The organism is Ferroacidibacillus organovorans, assembly GCF_001642725.1.
Lineage (GTDB): Bacteria > Bacillota > Bacilli > Alicyclobacillales > SLC66 > Ferroacidibacillus > Ferroacidibacillus organovorans.
Genome location: NZ_LSUQ01000063.1, coordinates 1 through 14576, shown reverse-complemented (window position 1 = coordinate 14576; position 14576 = coordinate 1). Strand labels below are relative to the sequence as shown.

At 55.1% G+C, this 14576-nt stretch carries 13 protein-coding genes and 1 pseudogene; 2 read left to right on the top strand and 12 right to left on the bottom strand.

What is annotated here, in order from left to right:
* From AYW79_RS13415 to AYW79_RS13380, 8 genes are all read right to left on the bottom strand, one after another.
* On the bottom strand, positions 1 to 1921 hold a 1921-nt coding region (locus AYW79_RS13415; protein WP_067566903.1), incomplete at its 3' end, for an ATP-binding protein.
* On the bottom strand, positions 1918 to 2622 hold the full coding sequence (locus AYW79_RS13410) for a TcpE family conjugal transfer membrane protein (protein ID WP_067566901.1): 705 nt from the start codon (positions 2620 to 2622) through the stop codon (positions 1918 to 1920). The genes AYW79_RS13415 and AYW79_RS13410, both read right to left, overlap by 4 nt.
* A 31-nt stretch (positions 2623 to 2653) precedes the next feature.
* On the bottom strand, positions 2654 to 2884 hold the full coding sequence (locus AYW79_RS15375; protein ID WP_067953001.1) for a hypothetical protein: 231 nt from the start codon (positions 2882 to 2884) through the stop codon (positions 2654 to 2656).
* Between the two features lie 79 nt (positions 2885 to 2963).
* Positions 2964 to 4178 (bottom strand): DNA (cytosine-5-)-methyltransferase, encoded by a 1215-nt coding sequence (gene dcm / locus AYW79_RS13400; RefSeq protein WP_067566897.1) that lies wholly within the window; start codon positions 4176 to 4178, stop codon positions 2964 to 2966.
* 53 nt (positions 4179 to 4231) lie between these two features.
* On the bottom strand, positions 4232 to 5047 hold the full coding sequence (locus AYW79_RS13395) for a conjugal transfer protein (RefSeq protein WP_067566895.1): 816 nt from the start codon (positions 5045 to 5047) through the stop codon (positions 4232 to 4234).
* Positions 5044 to 5952, bottom strand: coding sequence for a replication-relaxation family protein (locus AYW79_RS13390; RefSeq protein WP_067566893.1), 909 nt, complete (start codon positions 5950 to 5952; stop codon positions 5044 to 5046). The genes AYW79_RS13395 and AYW79_RS13390 overlap by 4 nt, the downstream gene beginning before the upstream one ends.
* Before the next feature lie 186 nt (positions 5953 to 6138).
* The gene (locus AYW79_RS13385; protein WP_067953003.1) at positions 6139 to 8436 is read right to left on the bottom strand and encodes a type IV secretory system conjugative DNA transfer family protein; all 2298 of its coding nucleotides are present in this window, start codon (positions 8434 to 8436) and stop codon (positions 6139 to 6141) included.
* Positions 8433 to 9233 (bottom strand): DNA adenine methylase, encoded by an 801-nt coding sequence (locus AYW79_RS13380; protein WP_067566891.1) that lies wholly within the window; start codon positions 9231 to 9233, stop codon positions 8433 to 8435. The genes AYW79_RS13385 and AYW79_RS13380 overlap by 4 nt, the downstream gene beginning before the upstream one ends.
* 261 nt (positions 9234 to 9494) lie before the next feature.
* Between AYW79_RS13380 and AYW79_RS13375 the strand changes: the two genes are divergently transcribed.
* On the top strand, positions 9495 to 9785 hold the full coding sequence (locus AYW79_RS13375; protein ID WP_067566890.1) for a hypothetical protein: 291 nt from the start codon (positions 9495 to 9497) through the stop codon (positions 9783 to 9785).
* Positions 9786 to 9824: 39 nt separating this feature from the next.
* On the opposite strand, the gene AYW79_RS13370 is transcribed toward AYW79_RS13375, so the two are convergent.
* From AYW79_RS13370 to AYW79_RS13360, 3 genes are all read right to left on the bottom strand, one after another.
* Positions 9825 to 10172, bottom strand: coding sequence for an ImmA/IrrE family metallo-endopeptidase (locus AYW79_RS13370; protein ID WP_197460953.1), 348 nt, complete (start codon positions 10170 to 10172; stop codon positions 9825 to 9827).
* Positions 10173 to 10724: 552 nt separating this feature from the next.
* Complete coding sequence (locus AYW79_RS13365) at positions 10725 to 11591, bottom strand: NAD-dependent epimerase/dehydratase family protein (protein ID WP_067566886.1); 867 nt, start codon at positions 11589 to 11591, stop codon at positions 10725 to 10727.
* Entirely contained in the window at positions 11588 to 12430 is an 843-nt protein-coding gene (locus AYW79_RS13360; RefSeq protein ID WP_067566884.1) for an isocitrate lyase/PEP mutase family protein, read from the bottom strand. The genes AYW79_RS13365 and AYW79_RS13360 overlap by 4 nt, the downstream gene beginning before the upstream one ends.
* Positions 12431 to 12500: 70 nt before the next feature.
* On the opposite strand from AYW79_RS13360, the gene pdxR reads away from it, so the two are divergent.
* Positions 12501 to 13943, top strand: a complete 1443-nt coding sequence (pdxR, locus tag AYW79_RS13355) for a MocR-like pyridoxine biosynthesis transcription factor PdxR (RefSeq protein ID WP_082864668.1) — start codon at positions 12501 to 12503, stop codon at positions 13941 to 13943.
* A gap of 178 nt (positions 13944 to 14121) precedes the next feature.
* Here the strand turns inward: pdxR and AYW79_RS15935 are convergent.
* Positions 14122 to 14576: pseudogene (locus AYW79_RS15935) on the bottom strand (transcriptional regulator); the annotation flags it as partial.

Sequence of the window (14576 nt, the reverse complement as noted above, 5' to 3'; positions counted from 1 at the left end):
CGAATCGCGTGTCGGGCAGTGAACTGACCCCGTCATCGCGTGCGAACACCAATCGGCCGTACGGACTTTTCGTGTATCCCTGAAGCCGGGTGAAGCACCGCCTGGCCTCCGCGCGCATGGCCTCGTGTCCGTTCGATTGGCTGAGTTTCTGCAACTCGGTCATCACGCGATGGAGGTCTCGTGACGGGGTGGCAAACGTTCGCTCGACGGCCTCCATGATGATGTCCGCACGCTCGTCATTTCGCTGGCCGTCAAGAAGCAGGCTCAGGTAGTCGTGCGCGATGGCATGACTGCGTTCTTCACTTTGCGCCATCCGAAACGGGTTGATTTGTGTTCGTGATCCGGCAGATAGACGAAGGACGGTGAGTCCTTTTGCAATCTCAGGGATGCCTGTGAAGCAACCGTCCTCGTCCTTTGGGTCTATGGAAAAAATACTGCCGCCCCGGTTGAAGGCCAGGTAAAAGAGAAGCTTCTTCAGGACCGACTTTCCACCGCCAAGCGTGCCGACAATGCCGACGGCACCGCTGCGATTGAGTTCCCGTGACATCGGGCGGGCCAAGTCCAGCAGCACGGGCGTGCCTTGGCGCGTTTGTCCGATGTAATCCCCGGTCGGGTCTCCCGCGTCCCGGCTACCGTGCGGAACACCTGCTGCGAGATACCCTGGATCCATGGGGATGGACCACGGCTTTTTCTCCAGGTCGGTTCCAGGTAGGCTGTTCAGAAAGCCTTGCGCCTGATCTCCTGGCGAGCGCACCACGCGCAGACGCAGCGTACTGCACAGTTGGGCAAATTGGGTTGAACGCGCCTCCAGTTCTATGCGGGTCGGTGCGAAAACCGCGAACGTCACGGTCGCATGGACCAGTGGCATGCCGTGCTGGAGTTTGTGTTCGAGGTGACGTCCGCGATCGCCCGCCCATTCCAGCGTAAGCGGCAGGTCACCTGTTCCGTCCACAAACTCCCGTTGCTGATCTTTGAGCGCTTTGCGGCTGCGTTCAAGCCCAGCAGCCGCTGTGTGTGGCGCTTCCATTTCGAGGTGGATACTGCACTCGACCGGATCGGATAGGTCGTCGAGGCGATACAGCCACTCCTGTCCGATGTCGGAAACCTCTTCTGGCACATCGACGAGAAAGAAAAACGTCTGCCAACTTTGTCGTGTGCCATCATCCTGATGATGAATGACGAGTGTGCGCAGTCGTTCCTCGATTACGCTGTCTCCCGTGATAAGAATGGGCAGGGACTTGCGTGGCCGGAGCATCACCCGTTCTCCGCGTACGGCGATTTGATAACTCGGTTCGAGTCCCAAGTGCGGCACGGATGCGCCCGGAAGAGCACGATGAAACGGGTGGCACAGGAGCCATTCGAGGTCTGTGCTTTGCAGCCGTTCGCCTCCGAGTGCTGCGTGAACAGACTGAGCGACAAGCGATTCCGCAGAGAGGGTGTCAACGAGCACTTGGCGGTCCATTTCACCAGATGGGGCAGACAGGAATTGTTGTTGCAGTGTTCGGCCAAGGCCTGTTGCAAAACCACGGAGCGACGCGAGTGTTCGTCCAGGTGCGGCAAGATCGAGGTCTGGTACGGAAAACCGGGAGCGTGGAAGCTTTACGAGCAGGAACAGGGAACGGCGCCACGGCCGTTGGTTGGCGACCTTTTCAATGACCGCAGCGCGGTATCGCTCGAATTCTGCACTGTGGCCATCGCCGCCCTGAAAGAATCCTGTTGGACGAATGTCGTCCGTCAGGGAGAGCAGGTGACAGGCACCACGATGTGCATGCAGGAAACCGCGAAGTTGATCGACAATGGCGCGCTTTTTCTCCTGAGACGAAAAGGCGTAGGGCTGCTGGGGTATGCGGTAGGCAGCCCACGCCTGAAGCCTTGCGTCGAAATAGACGTTTTGCTCATAGTAGAGAATGGGACACTTCATCTGTCACCCCTCCTCGGGTGGGTTTGGACAGATGCGTCCGATGCGGTAAGTGTGAGATCCGCTGGCGCGGTCACGGTCCAGACCCAAATGCGCTTTCCGCGCTTTGTCCGAACGTCGTCGATATGCAGGAGTCGTTTGTCGGGCAGCGGTGTGAGGGAGAAGCGATGGGTTCGTTTGTGCCAGCGCAGCCGCGCTTTCGGGTACACGCGCAAGGTGGACCTAGGTTCGAGTTGGCCGTCGAGTGGTTCAGCAAGAAAGAAGCGAATGCGGCATCTGTCCGCCAGGTCGACCGTGTGGTAACGCCTCGCGGAGAGGGACCAGCGCAGCGCGCGGCGTGCGCGTGGTAGCGCCATGCGCTCGAAGCGCCGGATGTGCTTCTTGCGCACCAAGAAGAGCAGAATTCCCCGTAGATAGGCGGACGTCGACTTCCCGGCTGGATCGAGTTTGTGCAGGGTGTACGCGAGGGCAGCCGGGCCGACACTGAGGGTGAGTGCTGGACCAAACGGGGAGAGCCATTTGAGAATCGGGATCACGTAGTAGAAAAAGACGAACACGAGAAAGATCTGTAGCCAGAGCAGGATGAGATCCTGGTCGATGGGCATCCAGAGCCGTACATCGCCAATCTGGTAGAGAACCGTTTTGACCTTGAATAAAGAACGGTACGCGTGGTAAAAAGCCTGACCCGCACGCGGTTCAGCCATGTTGTATCACACTCCTTTGTCGGCCACCGGGTCAGGCACTGAGGTTGATGCCGAGCTTTTGCAGCAGGTACGTGGCGAGAAACTGGGCGATCTGCGGGAAGAACACGAATATGGCGAGGATGCAGGAAAGGATGATGTGTCCCCAAAGCCGGTTCTGCTCGCCGTGTGCGTACAGTTTGACGCCGCGATAGACGGCCACACAAAGGAACACAGCCTGCAAAACGTGCTCCGCCCAGGTGATCCCCGTGCTGATGAAATCCACTTTGCTCACCTCCTAATTAAAGCAATGCCCATGCCCGGGTTGGCGATGGTATTCCTGCAAACAGACCCGATGTAAAACGCTACTTGAGTGTGTGTTCTGGGGTCTGTGCGGCAATGCGTCGACCGATGGCGGTTACAATATGGGGAATAACCGAGTTGCCCGCCTGCTTGTAAAGTTGTGTATCGGATACACCCGCAGCCTTGGCGCAATCAAACTCTGCGTCTGTCCGCCCCATCAGCCACCAGCACTCCTTCGGAGTGAGTCGGCGGATTCGAGCATCCAGCAGGATTTTGGCGACGGCCCCGCCGTGATGGTTCAGGAGCGTCGGAGCTAATCCACTCGGATCAAAAATCCGCCCGGTTTGCCCCGAATCACTCGGCAAGCGCGCGATCGGTCTCACCATGACGCCAGTGCGCATTTGATGGGCGTCCAGTCCCTTGTGGTAACTAGCATCCAGACAGGTGGCGACGTCGCGTGGCACCCAGAGGGCATCTGCTCCGCGTCCTTTTCGGGTGACCAGAACCCCGTGCGGCTGCATGGCAGTCAGCGTGTACATCGGCTCGTGTGGCTCCTTGAATCGCCGTCGTTGCTGTTTTCGCAAAAACCCTGGAGAGGCGACGGCCGACAGAATCACGTCGTCGGTAAGGGGATTGGCACTTGTCGTCAAAGGGTTTTCAGGTTCGATTGTGTAGGGGTCTTTCGACGCCGCTCTGTTTGCAGTTGCGCCAGGAGAATTTGCTGCGTCGAGGAAGAGAGGAAATACCGTTCGTCGACCTCGATTTCGAGCATGGCCGACAAGAAACACTCGATCCCGGTGTTGGGGGATACCGAACGAGGTCGCGTTAAACACGTCCCATTCACAGTCGTACCCGATTTCGGCCAGCGCAACTTGGGCGGCAAGGAAGTCGTATCCAAGGTTGCTGGAAAGAAATCCGACAACATTTTCAGCGACCAACCATTCGGGTCGATGAGTTTCGGCACGCGCCGAGACGAGGTCGAGCACTCTGAAGAACAGGCTGCTTCGTTCCCCACCAAATCCCCGGCGCTTTCCGGCAATAGACAGGTCTTGGCAGGGGAACCCAAACGTCCAGATGTCGGCCTTTGGCATGCCGTCTGGTTCAACGGTTTGGATGTCATCGGCTGACCACTCTCCTTTCGTTTGAAAAATCGCTTGATAGGATAGACGCGCGAACTTGTCCCGTTCCACGGAACCGACGCACTGCATCCCAGCGTCCTCCAGTCCACGGCGCATGCCGCCGATACCAGCGAATAGATCGAGAAATTGTAGGGGCAAGGGAATCGCCTCCAGTTGTCAAGACGTATCGTTCGTTCATCGTAAAATCTCGGTCAGGGTTCGAGTGAGGAAACAAACCACTTCCCGCCGTTCTGAATCATCTTCAGGGCATAGGTCTGCGCGATGCTCACCCCGTCGGATGTGTCAATCCCCTCTGCCGTCGCAATGACGGTGTAAGGACCAGCACCGTATACCTGCAGATTCACAAGATCCTTCCATTTCAAGAGCCCCTGCAAAGGCTGGATTGTGCTGCCCTGCGCCACAAACTGGGCAAGGTCAGTCGGGGATTGCCCCGAGAAGTACGTCTGCAAGAAAGACGTCACCACGGGGTTCAACGTGGCCGTCATCGAATTAGGAGCGGTAGGGCCGACGGATGGTGTCGAGGGGGAACTTCCCAGAGCAGCAGGGTGCAGGATGGGCCACGCCGTGGCAACAGGTTGCGCATCCAACTCCACGGACACAGTCAGCGCGACAAGGGCGTGCAGGCTGGTTTGTGCGTCCACGTTGACGAGATAGGCGGAGGGACCAACTCGCTGCACATGCGTTGGGAAGACATCGTCTACCTGCTGACCTTTTTGTTTAGGTCCTATGGAGACGGGCTGGCCGGACTGGAGCAGAGAGGGCGTTACAAATGGCTGCATCCGGCGTTGCCAGTCCTTTGATGTCTCCTGTTTGTTCCACGTCAGCCACTGCCTCGCGAATGCGGTCGCAAACGCAGAGACTTCTTCATCCTGAAATACCGCCGATTCTGACATGCCTGATGTCGGAACGTTTTTCGCCGTCGGCTGCGTGACGCGATCGATAAAACCGAGTGTGGACAGGGACAGCATCACCCAGAGCAGCACCTGAACGGGGCGTTGTCGGTTCATGTGTCCTCCCCTTCACGATGTGTCTTTGCAAACGTCGGTTGGATGCGAATCTGTTTCCCAAACGGGATGCTTCGGTCTGCGTGTCCCCCCTCAAAACGTGGAAAGTAGAGGAAGGAAACGGGTTCGCCTTCGACGCCTTGCCAAACCGAATCGAACAGATGTCCCGAGGCGAGTGAGGACTCCGTAGCCGTCCACACGGCAGGAATGGGCTGCCGTCGAAAGGCGTCTTTGCACATTTCGCGCCAGAGCGTCCGAATGCGCTCGGAGCGACGCGCATCGCGGGTGATGAAGAGGACGTTGGCAAACGAGATGTCCGCCCAGAAGGATTTCAAGACATCCGCGTATTGCCAAAGCTTGTTGTGCAGCACCCACAAATGTTCGCTGCCAGTGTCATATTCCACATGGAAAATGACCTCACTCTCATCTCGAAATCGATAGGTGCCGATGCCATCCGGGCGCAACGGGGTGGAGCGTTTGCCGTTTCGGTCCGTGACACTGTAACGCTCACCGGCGTCGCGCATGCCAATCCAGTCGATGAGCCCCTCAGTTGCCTCCAAGGCGCGGCTGGTTCGGATTAGGTCGATGAAGAATTGATTGCTTCCGTACAGATGTTCTGTCTGTCCCGCGAAAAGGCTGGACTCCCTTAGAAGGCGGGTGCGGTACTCCTTGGTCAGCCCAAAGGCGACCTCCATCCCCCCTTTCGTGAGCACCCATCCTTTGACGTTGCGGGGCAGGAAATCGAGCGACAGGGACTCGGTCCACCCCTTTTGCCTCAAGGTGCGAAAGGCGGCATAGAGGGTGGGTTGCTCGTAGTGCAGCAGAACACTGAGTTGTTCCGTCGTCAGCAGGCTGTAGCGGTAGAGGGCGAGCAGTATCTCGCGTTCAATGTGGCGAGGCACAAACATGGGCTTCCTCCTTTCCGGGGGCGGCGGATGTGGACAAATGTCCCGAAGTCGGACGGCTGTCACGGCGCGCCCCGCGCGGGATGTGGGGACTTAGGCGAGTCCATCACGATGCGTAAGACTGTGCCAAAGGCTATGCACAACCTTGTGCGTAACCCTCTGTGGGCCAAAAGGGGCGGAGGGGACGTTTTAGGTCTGGAATGTGTTGGTTCCCCGGACTTTTGCGGGGGGATACATGGCCAGAATGTCGTCGTCGACCTGTTCGGCGGGACGGCCATCTGCCTCATCCGAATGTGCCTTTGCCTGCTCTGCCCATGCCGCATTGCCTGATGGCATGAGCGGACTTTGCATGGAGAACAGTTCCGTCGCACCGCCGTCCTGCTTCGTACGCACGAGCGCGTTCATCTCCGGGAGCGCCATCAGGTCGCGCGACGACACGTCCGGTTTCAGCCACCGGGTCAACCGATCCGCATCCGGGCCCCCCAGCTGCAGCAAAATGAGCGTGCCGACGTTGCCGAGAATGCCCGCTAGGATGGGGTCGGGAAGTTGGTCCAAGTACTGCGTGGCCAAGAACAGCGACAGGCCGAATTTGCGGTCTTCGGCGAGGATTTTTTGCAGCACGTTGACCGCATAGAGGTGGCTCTCATCGCCAAAGAAGATGTGCAGTCGAGACCGGTGCTCGGGGCGTCGCTTGCAGGTGAAGTGCAGGTCGATGAGGTAGAGACCGGCGATGATTTTCACGGCGTCCGTGGTGCAGCCCGACCCGTCGATGAGCACAATGTGCCCGTCATCCATAATGGTGCGCGTGTCGACGGCGCTTTTGGTCTGGCCGAGAATCCGACGCAGCGATGGGTAGGTCGTGAGCGCGCCAAGCTTGTTCCAAAGGGGGCCCAGGTGATCCGCGATATTGCGGATTTCTGCAAATTCCCCGGTCCAGAATTGCTGCAGGTGGGGCGCAAGGTTCGGTACGATCCGGTCGCGAAAGCGATCATCCGAGAACAGGTGCGCGATGCCAAGCACCGTTTGGGGCGGGGCGCTCAGCAAGGAGAGCACGTTGTTGCGAAGATAATGCTCCGAGCGTGGCCGCGATCCCGGCCAGAGTTCCTGCAGGGTGGTGACAAACTCTCCTGTGATGGCCTCCGCGTCCGACTTGTGCTCCATGCGAAATAGGTTGAGTCCACGTGGGAACGGCGTGGGTCCGAGGGGAATCAGATGCACCTTGTCGTGCAGAGAAGGTGGGATGTGGGACAAGAGTCGTTCGATTGCGCCGCCATGCGGATCGAAGAACGTGAAGCCAGGCGCCGTGTCCGGATGGACTTTCATCTCCTCGACCATGCCGAGCATGATGTGCAGCAGCGTCGTTGTCTTGCCAGAGCCCGTGGCCCCGGCGAGAAACGTGTGCTTGGCCGCCTGTCCAAGCGAAATGTGAATCTCGCGGCCCTCTGCGCCGGGGAAGTTGGACCAGCCAAGCCGCAGTCCCTTGGTCAGAGCGGGAGGTGGCGGCAGGACAATCCCCTGCGTCGTGACGACGTGCGCAAATCCAGGGTGTTCATGATCTGGCAGGTGGACAAGCGACGCCAGTTCTCCGGAAGTCCAACACATCGGCCGCGTCGCGGTACCACGTTGCATCGCCCTGGCCAGGCGTCGTTTGCCGATTCGACTCGGCACCAGTCGACCCTCGCTTCGCAGTTGCGCCATGGCGCTGAGCATCGCGTGCAGATGACCCCGAGCACTGGTGGATCCGGTGGCAAGAAGACGAACGGACACCTGAAAGGGGCGCTCGGTAGCCTTGATGCGGGATTGCACAAGGGGACGGATGTTGACGTACGGATCGGGCGCAGGATGCACTGGTTGCTTGGGACGGGGAGACGTGCCAAACACTTCTGAGAGCACCTCGGAAAGCGAGAACCCAGAGCCGCCCTTTTGTCCGGGCGGTCGGCTCTTGGCGGCGATGACCCGCTGAAATCGTCTGTCGCGCATCGGCGTCATCCAGACTTCGAGCACCCATTGGCTCGCGGTGTCCTGCCCCATGGCGACTAGAATCCCGTCGAGCGGGTCGCCGTGGCCGCCAATTCGAAACGAGGCTAGGGGCAACCAGGTTTCCAGGCCCTGTCCGCCCTTGCGAAAGGCGATGGCGAGGGCACGTCGGTCTACTGCAGGCGATGTCGGAAAAGGGCTTGGTTCGGAAATCAGGTGCACGTGTGGATAAGAGACACGAAACGCCGAGCGAAACGAGTCGTCGCGAGACGCCGGGATGCCAAACAGAAGCCGAACCGTCGATTGCCCCGCCTCTTTCAGCAGCAGGAACCGAAAGGGAAGAGGACGTTGCCAGCCAAGCTTGCCTTTCTGCCATCCGATTTCTGCGAGGGACTGAATCAAGGTGTGCGCCTGCTTCGGGGTCGTCGTGTTGTCCGTCGGTAACGCCAGGTGGTAATAGGTGAATCTCTCGGCAGGATCACGCTTCTCTTTCTTAATGGATGGGTTCATGGGGCCACGCCTTCTTCGTGGTTTGTCGGCAGGGCATAGTTTGAGATGAGCAGTTCCCCGGATTTGCGCCCGCCCTTTTGACGGCTGATGGAGTAGAGAACGTCAACTGAGTCCATCGGGAAGTCAGCGTACCAGTGACGCACCTCCGGGTGGTCATTGATGCTGAGCAGCCACTTTCCCTGAACGCTCGCCAGTGTGTCTCGTAGGCGTAGGTGATCTTCCTTGGCAAACGGGTGCTGGTGGTAGCCTGTAAGATCGAAGTAGGGGGGATCACAATAGAAAAACGTGTCGGGTCCATCGAAGCGCGGAATTACGTCGTGAAAAGGTCGGTTTTCGATGTAGACCCCGCGCAGGCGTTCATGAGCCAGTTCCATGCGGGGTCGAATGCCACCAAAATCGAATGCAGGCTTTCCTCGACCATATCCCCAGTCGATGGCGTTGTTGTACTTTCCACCGAAGTGACTTTGAATGCGGTAAAAGAAATCATAGGCGCGGGTGAGCGGATCGCGCTCGAGTCCTCGACGCTCCATGATGTGTACGAACTCCTCCCGCGAATAGAGCGTCCAGTCAAACTGTTGCAAGAAACCCTCGACGTCCGATTTCACCACGGAAAAGAAGTTCATCAGTTCGGTATTGACGTCGGCAATCACCTCCACTTTTGATTTGGGCTTTGCGAAGAACACCCATCCAGCCCCGAAAAACGGCTCCACATAACAGATGTGTTCCGGAATACGGGGCAGGATGATGCGGCGCAGTCGTGCCTTGCCGCCCTGCCACTTGATGGGACTTGGGACCATGGGACGCACCTCCTGAGTGACAGCAAAAGGCAGCGACATCGGTCGCTGCCTTCGTGTGGAACCTTCTTATTTCCACATTGCCATCGTACCTCGCCGGATAGGGGTCTTTGGTGCAGAAGGTGCGCCAGCCGGGTGCCATGAGTGGCTCGCTATTTTTGGAGGCATTCAATTGGAATCCGAATGAGTGCAAAATTTGACTTGATGACATGGGCGAAGCAGAGGTAATCTCGGACAGACAAGTGGACACTGGAGGGAAATCACGTGTGTGAACTGGCGAGAACACTGCTGGCGGAGAAGCTCATTGACGATTTTTATGAGGATGATTTGCGGCCACGAAATGCCTTGGATGAAGTGAAAAAGGAATGGACGGAGGAACTGAAGCAACTGCTGCCAACTGAAAAGTGGAATCTCTTGTTTCTCTGGGAATCGCAGACGGTGGAGGAGGGCGGAAAGGAACTTCGGCGATTTGCGAATTTTGTTGCAATGCTCTTGATGCAAGGTGTCCATGTGGAGCAGGATGGGGCGGACGAAGCGGGCCAGGATGAACCGTGAGAAATCGATAGGCTGGGGCAACTCAAAACGACTGGGTATTCAGTGGAGTGTGGGAATGGTTGCTCCCATGACAAGCCGTTCTGCAAACATCTGCGCGTCCCGTTCAAGCGGACAGTCTTGTGGTGCCCGCCATTCCAGGATTAGCGGTTTTGAATCCCGATGAAGTACGTAGTGCCCGATGCCATGAGCCACAAATTCATGCTGTTTGGGCAGAGGGGAGTCTTCGTCGTATCCAACATATGCGTGAGCATCGTGCCAGACATAGATGCCCCACAGGCCGTTTGGCGTCTTTCTCGGCATAAGTACGATTTGGAGATATCGGCTCAAGACAAACGGGTTGCTCGTCCGATATCGGCTGACGAGCGCATCTACTGCCTGATGAATCATGACCGGATCCATCCTTGCATCACCCACCCCGGGCTTGTTGAATGTAATTTTTCATAAAACTGGCGTCGGTTGACCGATTTTCTCTATTCAGCCTCTCGATATGATTTCAGCGATAGGAGATGCTGATGGTCAACCTATAAACCCTGCCGACTGTCTGGTAGAATGATGAGACAGAGCGGTAACAAAAGTATAGCACCGCGGATGAATTGTGAACCTTAAAATCCCTGAAGGATAAGACCCGATATTCATAATTTGTAAATCATAAAAGCACGGTGTTCAAATAGATCAAGTTTTAACACATATGCAGGTTGGTATAAAGGCTCCCCTGTCGTTAAAGGCCATGTTCGTAGTAAGAATAAGAGAGACGAGCCTTTACCCCCCACAGTTATTCGCACTACGAATCATTCGATTTGCTCTTGGTGCCATATTTCTGACCTTCTGACGGAATTAATACAGTGAATTAGAGGATCCGAATGCAATCCACCGAATGCAAGTCATGCTCGGGAAGCTGGTCATGTTCTCATGAACTGCGTACATCATTGTGTCATTTGCTTAATCCATCCGATGCCGTAACCCCAAAGTAAGACCCGCTTTCCAAGTTGGATACAGTGGTGTCCATCCGTAGCTGCTTCGAGCCTTGAGATTGGATGCGCCACGTTCCCAATCTTGTGAACAGGATTCAAAGTTAGGCAAAGGGGCTCCAATTGCGTTGGCGTAAAGAGGAAGCCATTCAGTTCCTTTTGCTGGTTTGTCATCCACAATATTCACGGGTCCTGACGGCCAATTTAAAGCGAGAACGGCGGCATTCGCGGCATCCTCGACATGTAGGAAGGAAGTTACCCCTTCTGTCGCCGGGATGCGCTTTTGCCTGATCTCTTCCGCCATGAATCCATTGCAGTCATACCAAGTTCCTTTACCGTAGAAAATACCGTATCGAAGGATGACGTGATTTGGTACCTTTGCTACGGCCCGTTCCAAAGCGACAATTCCGTCAATTGTCCGCTTTCTGGGCATTGGGGCGTCGATATCGAGAGGCACCTCTTCGGTAGCTGGGCCCTCTCTAGGCTCATAAGCCCACGCTATACTCTGTGCTATCATTCGACTCACGCCGGACGCGAGAGCTGCTTGAACAAGGTTACAGGTTCCCTGAATGCGAATTCTAGTATTTTCAGCGAAATCCCGCTGGCCAAGGGCGGTCAATTGATGAATGATCGCATCTGGACGTACTTCGCCAATTGCAGATATTGTTCTCTCACGATCCAGAACATCAACAATTACGGTTCGTGCCCCGGTTAACCGGATGATCTCGGCGTTTTCTCGACTTCGAGTCAATCCGATCACCTCGTGCCCGGCTCTCATTAATCTTGGAAGTAGTAATTTTCCCACGACGCCACTAGATCCCGCGACAACAATCTTCATGCTCTTTCCCTTCTTCCATCCTGCAGTAGACGCTGAATATCCATAAAAGATAGGCCAAACTGTCCAACGTGTTGGCAGGTGCCCATAGATAGAAATTCACGGCCGACCCGCTGCACGATGCCCATGGCCGCTCGAAAGGCGCCTGGTCCCATACTAACTCGCGCCACACCCAAAGACTGTAGATCATGAACGGGTGGAGATTCCGGTCCAAGCAAAACATTCAGTGGACAAGTAATACCGGATATAAGTTTACGTATGACCTGTTTGTCATGGAAACCAAATACGAAGATACCGTCTGCACCCGCTTGTTGATACGCACGAGCACGTTTGAATGTGTCGTCGAAACGTTGTTCTACATCATTCCCCCCCTTATACAGAGAATCTGTTCTCGCATTGATGAATAGCGGAATTCCCGACAAATCCGCTGTTTTTTTAATACATTCAATCAGATCAGCCTGCCGATCTATATGCCGCAATGAACCATCTTCGATATCCTCTATGTTGATTCCAACCGCCCCAACCGCGAGAACTTGCTTGACGGTTTCGCAAACGTCTGCTGGCGACCTACCGTATCCCGCTTCGATGTCGACACTAACGGGAATCCGAACACTCCGCACGATTCTATCAATCGCTACAACGACCTCGTTAAAGGGCACACGCTCTCCGTCGGGGTAACCGAGACTCGCCGCAATCCCTGCACTCGTAGTTGCGACTGCCTGAAACCCTATGTCCTCAAAGATTCGCGCGGAGATCGCGTCCCAGGCATTGGGGAGAACAAGCGGAGCAGATTGGTGATGTAACTGAGCAAATGTCTGTGCAAGTACGGATTGGCTGACCATACGATCGCTCCTTTTACGATGGTAACGATGTCTTCAAAGTGTGATTTTACGGTATAATGATTCTGTCCTGATGACAATGGTCAGTTTGCAATTAAATGAGGTGGTCAGAGTGGATGTGAGTATATGTCTTAGTGAGCATTCTCAAATCCCGTGGTACGAACAACTGTATAGGTACATTCGTACGGAAATCGAATCGGGGCGTATATCCTCAGGAACAAAACTTCCTTCAATTCGGAGTCTCGCTGATTCATTACGCATTAGTAAGACCACAGCCGAGACGGCGTACCAACAACTGCTCGCTGAAGGATACATTGAAAGTCGCCCTCGGCGTGGTTATTTCACTATGCCTGTCGAGACAAGCCTAGCGCCTCATGATGCGGTTGGAAGTCCCGTTGAGACAACTAGTGGGCAAAGTGCTCCCACGATTGACATTGACTTTCACCCATCTCGGATCGATTCTAAAAATTTTCCATTCGCGTTATGGAAGTCACTATTCAATGAACTTTTGAATCAGAGGGATTGCAGAATGCTAGATTACGGAGCAGTTGAGGGTGAGTGGGGGCTTCGTCGAGAATTGGCGAAGTACCTTCACTACTCTAGAGGAGTGAGATGCGGCCCCGAACAGATTGTTATCGGAAATGGCATACAGTATTGCATTGGGGTTATACGAACGCTTCTCAATGAGTACCCCATGGTTGCGGCTATGGAGAATCCAGGGTACCATCGTGTACGCGCCATTTTGGAGCACTCAGGTGTTCCTATCCGTCCCATCCGTCTCGATCACGATGGTCTCGACATCGATCAGTTATGCGAAACGGATGCGAACATCGTTTATGTCACTCCATCTCACCAGTTTCCAAAGGGAATGGTCATGCCGTATTACAAGAGGATGCTACTTCTGCGTTGGGCTCAAGCTGTAAATGGCTTTATCATCGAAGACGATTATGACAGCGAATTCCGTTACGGTGAGCGCCCAATCCCTTCTCTTCAGGGACTGGACCAAAGGGACTCAGTGATTTATATCGGAACGTTTTCTAAAGCATTCACGCCAGCAATTCGTATGAATTACATGGTTCTCCCGCCACCTCTTCTTGCGCGTTTCAAAAGTATGTCCCAAGGATTCGACTGTCCGGTCTCACGTATTCAACAGAATGTGATGGAGATGTTCATTACCCGCGGGTTTTGGGATAGGCACATTCGCCGCTTTCGTCGAATTTATAGGGGGAAGCACCAGGATATGCTGCATGCCCTACGCATGATCATGGAGGACCACGTTGTGGTCTCCGGTATCGGCGCGGGGCTTCACGTTGCCCTTCTTGTACGAACCATCCTAACGGAGAGGGATTTAACGGAACGAGCTGCTAGGGTGGGGGTTCGTATATATACTGGAAACGATACTAGGATAGGTCCAAGTAACGACCTGCCGTATGTATATCTCGGGTTCGGTGCCCTTGAGCGTACAGAAATGGAGGAGGGGCTGCGAAGGTTAAAGAACGTTTGGTTCGACGATTAGGACTACAGGAGCGAAATTCCATATACATTAATTTACCTACTTATTGCTCGCATCGCCCCTTAACTGTATACGCGATAATCGCGTACGTACATTAAATTGAAACTCGGAAATAAAAGAACATTCCGTGCCATGGAGTTTGACACGGTGCTCGGTTCGAGTGCTAGTCAAAAGGAAACAATCAACTGGATTTTGATCCACGTCCTACCTGGTGGGAATTATTGACGTTGCCGACTGTCAATTCTAACTCCAACTCCAACTTTTCTTTACCCAATGTGGTGACAACAATAGATCGGCGAACGGAACCTTTTCGAATCCAATCAAGCTCCAACAGGCGTTTTGTGACGGCCAAGGCCACAGGTCCTGCCATGTGATGCACCCGCTCGGTCCAATCCACGTGCCTAGGAACGGAGGATCCGTGTTTTTCAACGACCTTTTCTTCGATTCCAAATGTTTCGAGCCACTTCGCACCAAGTGGCGTTACGATATACCCGTCTTCTCGTTCCGCCAAGTATCCCTTGTTGAGCAAAGCGTCAGTGAACGCGACGCCAAATCGACCAGCAATGTGGTCGTAACAGGTCCTCGCGAAACTGAGTGCGTTTACTTCGTTCGATTGGCGTAGGGAGCGTACAGGCG

Bases quoted from the DNA above. Each gene is read 5' to 3' on its own strand.
- AYW79_RS13410 (WP_067566901.1), bottom strand. From the start codon at position 2,622: ATGGCTGAACCGCGTGCGGGTCAGGCTTTTTACCACGCGTACCGTTCT.
- AYW79_RS13395 (WP_067566895.1), bottom strand. From the start codon at position 5,047: ATGAACCGACAACGCCCCGTTCAGGTGCTGCTCTGGGTGATGCTGTCC.
- AYW79_RS13390 (WP_067566893.1), bottom strand. From the start codon at position 5,952: ATGTTTGTGCCTCGCCACATTGAACGCGAGATACTGCTCGCCCTCTAC.
- AYW79_RS13385 (WP_067953003.1), bottom strand. From the start codon at position 8,436: ATGAACCCATCCATTAAGAAAGAGAAGCGTGATCCTGCCGAGAGATTC.
- AYW79_RS13380 (WP_067566891.1), bottom strand. From the start codon at position 9,233: ATGGTCCCAAGTCCCATCAAGTGGCAGGGCGGCAAGGCACGACTGCGC.
- AYW79_RS13370 (WP_197460953.1), bottom strand. From the start codon at position 10,172: ATGATTCATCAGGCAGTAGATGCGCTCGTCAGCCGATATCGGACGAGC.
- AYW79_RS13365 (WP_067566886.1), bottom strand. From the start codon at position 11,591: ATGAAGATTGTTGTCGCGGGATCTAGTGGCGTCGTGGGAAAATTACTA.
- AYW79_RS13360 (WP_067566884.1), bottom strand. From the start codon at position 12,430: ATGGTCAGCCAATCCGTACTTGCACAGACATTTGCTCAGTTACATCAC.
- pdxR (WP_082864668.1), top strand. From the start codon at position 12,501: ATGACAATGGTCAGTTTGCAATTAAATGAGGTGGTCAGAGTGGATGTG.